The sequence below is a fragment of the Shewanella sp. genome (assembly GCF_051658185.1).
Classification (GTDB): Bacteria; Pseudomonadota; Gammaproteobacteria; order Enterobacterales; family Shewanellaceae; genus Shewanella.
This window is the reverse complement of sequence record NZ_JBOFMC010000379.1, coordinates 1-4,367: the sequence shown is the minus strand read 5'-3', so window position 1 is coordinate 4,367 and position 4,367 is coordinate 1. Positions and strand designations below refer to the sequence as shown.

Genomic DNA, 4,367 nt, shown 5'->3' with positions numbered 1-4,367 from the left:
ATTATGATAACCATATGGCGGACCTAAGCCTTCCCTATGCTTATGATATTTATAGCGCTACACCGGATAATCAAGCGCATCAACTGATGCTTAGCGGGCAGTATCGTTTAGATTCAAGCGTGCTGAGTGGGCGTGTTGTCGCGGGGCGGATGATCCAAGATCAAGACTTAGTGCAGATAAGTGGTAATCCATTGCAAAACTGGGATGGTCAGGTTGATACCTTTAATAGCTCTTTGGCCGCCAGTACGCAACTCAATAATCGCTTACGTTTAGCCGCCAGCTTTGATTATCACCAACGTGAAAATCGCTCATCGGTTTTTGAGTTTGCGCAATATGAATATAACCCACTGTCAGGGGCGTTTAAGCAAAACGCATTGCTCGATATTGAGCGTCAAACTTTCAAAACCAATGCCAGTTATCGACTCGCCAGTGGGTATCGTTTACAAGCGGGTTATGACTTTAAGCAGGTTGAACGCAGTTATGGTGAACGGGAAGAAACCCGCGATAACACAGTTTGGAGCAAACTGAATGTTAGATCTATTGACAAACTAACTGTCGATTTAGGGTTAAGTTATGGTCAGCGCGGCGGAAGTCGATATCAGGCTAATCAGCTCACAACTGACGAAACGCAATCATTATTACGCAAGTATCATTTAGCGGATCGCAATCGTACTGAGGTTAATGCCAAGTTCAGTTATATCCCTCAGCAATGGTTGACCGTTGATGGCAACGCCTATTATGCCAATGATGATTATGATGCTACAGCGTTAGGGTTAACCCAATCTAAGGACTATGGCTATAACCTGAACGTGCATGCGCAAGTCAATCAGCCCTTCTCGGTTTATGCCTCTATCGGCCAGCAATGGATTGATTCAGAGCAACGCGGCGATCAAGTGTCAGTTTGGTCCGCGGATATCAACGATGAATTTATCAACTTGGGCTTAGGGGCGACCTACTCAGGGTTGATGCAGGACAAATTAACCTTAGGCATCGATTATCTGTTTGCCAACTCTGCCAGCAACACCGGCGTGAGCGGCTATCGCGTGAATCATCAGACGAATGAATATGGTGATTATTACGCTTTTAATCATAGCGTTAGCCTATATGGCCAATATTTAATTTCACCGCAAATGGCCGTCAAATTGGCGTATCAGTTTGAACGTTATTACGACACTGATAGCGCTGCGCTGGCCCAAGACGCCATTCCAGGTTTAGTGACGCTAGGTGACCTTAATCACAATTATAACGCTCATCAACTGATGCTGACTTTTAGCTATCAACTGCTTTAAGCCGAGTGAATTATCTTAAAAGTTCGAGGAAAAATGGATTATGGAACGTAGAAGTTTCTTAAAAATGAGTGCGGCCTTAAGTTGTGCCGCCACGATGTCGGGTTGTAATTCTAGCTCGGAAGACACCAATGTCGTACCACCTAAGCCGCCGGTTGGTGATGAGCAGATCACGTGGTCTTCTTGCTTAGTGAACTGTGGTTCAAACTGCCCCGTTAAAGTCTTTAGCCGTGATGGGGTGATCACTCGAGTTGAAACCGATCACGATGTTATTGATGGTGATGAGATTTATCAAGTGCGTGCTTGCGCCCGTGGTCGTTCATTACGTCAGCGTACTTATGCCGTCGATCGTTTAAAAAGCCCGATGAAGCGAGTCGGCAAGCGTGGTGAAGGTAAGTTTGTGGCTATCTCTTGGGATGAGGCGGCAAAAACTATCGCGAATAAGCTGACGTCTGTGATTGCTGAGCATGGTAATAAAGCGATTTTCCGTAGCTATGGTTCTGGTGCTTACTATGGGTTTGCCTCAAATGCGTGTTTTAACCGTTTATTAAATTTAAATGGTGGCTGCTTAAATGCCTATGGTAACTACTCATGGGCACAGCAAATGGAAGCCGCTAAGCACACCTTTGGCACCGGCAGCACCGATGGCTCTTCAACAGTGACCTTAGCGGAAAGTGATTTTCTTTTGGGTATCGCTTATAACCCCAGCGAAATTCGTCAATCGGGTTCGGGCGAAGGATACGACTATTTAAGAGCGTTACAAAAGTCGAACGGTCTGAAAGTCGTGATGATCGATCCGCGTTATACCGACTCAATGTTGGGTAAAGAGTCCAAGTGGCTGCCCATTCGTCCTGGGACTGATGCTGCATTGGCTGAAGCGATTGCCTTCCAAATGATTAGCTCAGGCTGGGTTGATGATAATTCTCTGGATTTTATTAAAAAATACACAGTAGGTTACGACGCCGAGTCCATTGCTGCGCAGCAAGCGCTTTTTGCACAATCTGGTGATGCGACGAAGCAAGAATACGCCAAGGTAATGAAGCCGCAAGAGAATTACCGCGATTATATTTTGAGCCAAGGGATATATGCCGGAGCGCCTCAAAAGACGGCTGAGTGGGCTGAGCAGATCACCGGTATTCCAGCTAACCAAATTACACAAATTGCCGAAGATTTAATGGCGGCCCAAAGACCGTATATCGTGGTTGGCGCAGGGGTAAACCGTCAGGCCAATGGTGAGCAGAATATGCGCGCACTGTACATGTTGTCGGTGCTAACAGGCAAATTGGGGACGCTTGGCGCTTCAAACGGTGAATTACCTTACATGAGCAGCATGTCTCGTGCAGGTATTCCTACTGGCAGTAATCCGGTTAAAGAAAGCATCTCTTTCTTCACTTGGTCTGAAGCTATCCATAACGGTAAGACCATGACGGCGCGTACCCATGGCGTGCGCGGCACCAAGAGTTTAGATGAGCCACTGGGCACTAACATTAAGGTGATTATTTCGGCATCGGATAGCTCACTGTTAAACCAGCATGCACAAATTAATCATACCGCTGACATCTTAGCCGATGAATCCGGTGTTGAGCTTATCGTCAGCTGTGATTGCTGGATGACGCCTGGAGCAAAGTTTGCCGATATTATTCTGCCTGATACCAGTTGGTTAGAATCGAATGACTTAGTTAACGATTCTTATGCTTCTGGTGCATTGGGCTATATTACGGCGATGAAGTCTGCCATTGAACCTATGTGGGATTGTAAATCCATGTATCAAGCAGCAGCGTTAATTGCCAAGCACATGGGCTGTGAGGCTGAGTTTACCGAAGGCAAGACTGAAGAGCAGTGGTTAGAGGAGCTGTACCAAAAAACCAAGGATAACAGCAATAATCTTGGTGTGGTCCCCGCCTTCCCAGCAACGTACAAAGAGGCGCAGGCGATTGGCTTCTTCCGTAAAAATATGAATGACAACCATGTTGCCTTACAAAGTTATATTAAAGAAGGCAAAGCACTCTCTACACCGAGTGGCAAGATTGAAATTTATTCTGCTGAGTTAGCTTGGCGTGCAGCGAACTGGACTCAGGAATCAACGACCGGCATTAAAGGCGACACTATTACGGCGATCCCACAATATACGGTAACTTGGGATGGTTATGAAGATGAAGCGACCAAAGAAGATTATCCAATCCAATTAGCGGGTTACCATACTAAAGGCCGAACTCACTCAAGCTATCACAATGTACCTTGGTTACGCGAAGCCGTTGAAGATGCGGTTTGGGTAAACCCTATGGATGGCGTTCAGTATGGTCTGCGTTCGGGTGACAAAATTGAAATGTACAACGAGCGTGGTTCAATCGCCGTGAAAGTGCGCATCACTCCACGTGTCGCTCCTGGCGTATTTGCATTAGGGCAGGGCGCTTGGTTTAGCCCTGGGGCTTCCGTGGGAAGTTCTGGTCATGTCATCGATGAGGGGGGCGCGATTAACTCGCTGACGCGTTATCAGCCTAGCCCCGTGGCGAAAGGCAACCCACAGCACACTATCCGTGTTGCAATCAAAAAAATTTAAGAGAGTAGTGAAAGATGACAGAAGCAACTCAATACGGTTTTTATGTAGATAGCACTAAGTGCACAGGTTGCAAAGCGTGCCATGTGTCTTGCAAAGATCGTCAAAGTAATATTATTCGTACGAATACTAATCCACAGGCAAATAGCCTACCGGCCTTAAATGGCGTAACTTGGCGTCGTGTTTATGAGTATGGTGGTGGTGATTGGACGTTAGGCAATAACGGCTGTTTTGAACAAAACGTTTTTGCCTACTATATGTCTATTGGGTGTAACCATTGCTCTAAGCCTGTATGTGTTCAAGCTTGTCCAACAGGCGCGATGCACAAACGCCGTGAGGATGGCTTAGTGCATGTTGCACAAGAACTGTGTATCGGTTGCGAAAGTTGTGCTCGCGCTTGTCCTTATGATGCACCACAAATCGACCGTGAACGTAAAGTGATGACCAAGTGTGATGGCTGCTTTGAGCGCATTGCACAAGGACGCAAGCCTGTCTGTGTCGAGTCCTGCCCATTACGTGCGTTA

At 46.6% G+C, this 4,367-nt stretch carries 3 protein-coding genes; all 3 read left to right on the top strand.

Translation table 11 applies throughout. The features are described from left to right. Nucleotides 1–1,289, top strand: a 1,289-nt coding sequence (locus tag ACRCZA_RS14250) for an MtrB/PioB family decaheme-associated outer membrane protein (RefSeq protein WP_438675065.1), incomplete at its 5' end; no start/stop codon positions are given. A gap of 40 nt (nucleotides 1,290–1,329) precedes the next feature. Continuing rightward, nucleotides 1,330–3,846, top strand: coding sequence for a DMSO/selenate family reductase complex A subunit (locus ACRCZA_RS14245; protein ID WP_438675064.1), 2,517 nt, complete (start codon nucleotides 1,330–1,332; stop codon nucleotides 3,844–3,846). A gap of 14 nt (nucleotides 3,847–3,860) precedes the next feature. Further along, nucleotides 3,861–4,367 (top strand): 4Fe-4S dicluster domain-containing protein (locus tag ACRCZA_RS14240; protein WP_438675063.1); only part of this gene is annotated, 507 nt, incomplete at its 3' end.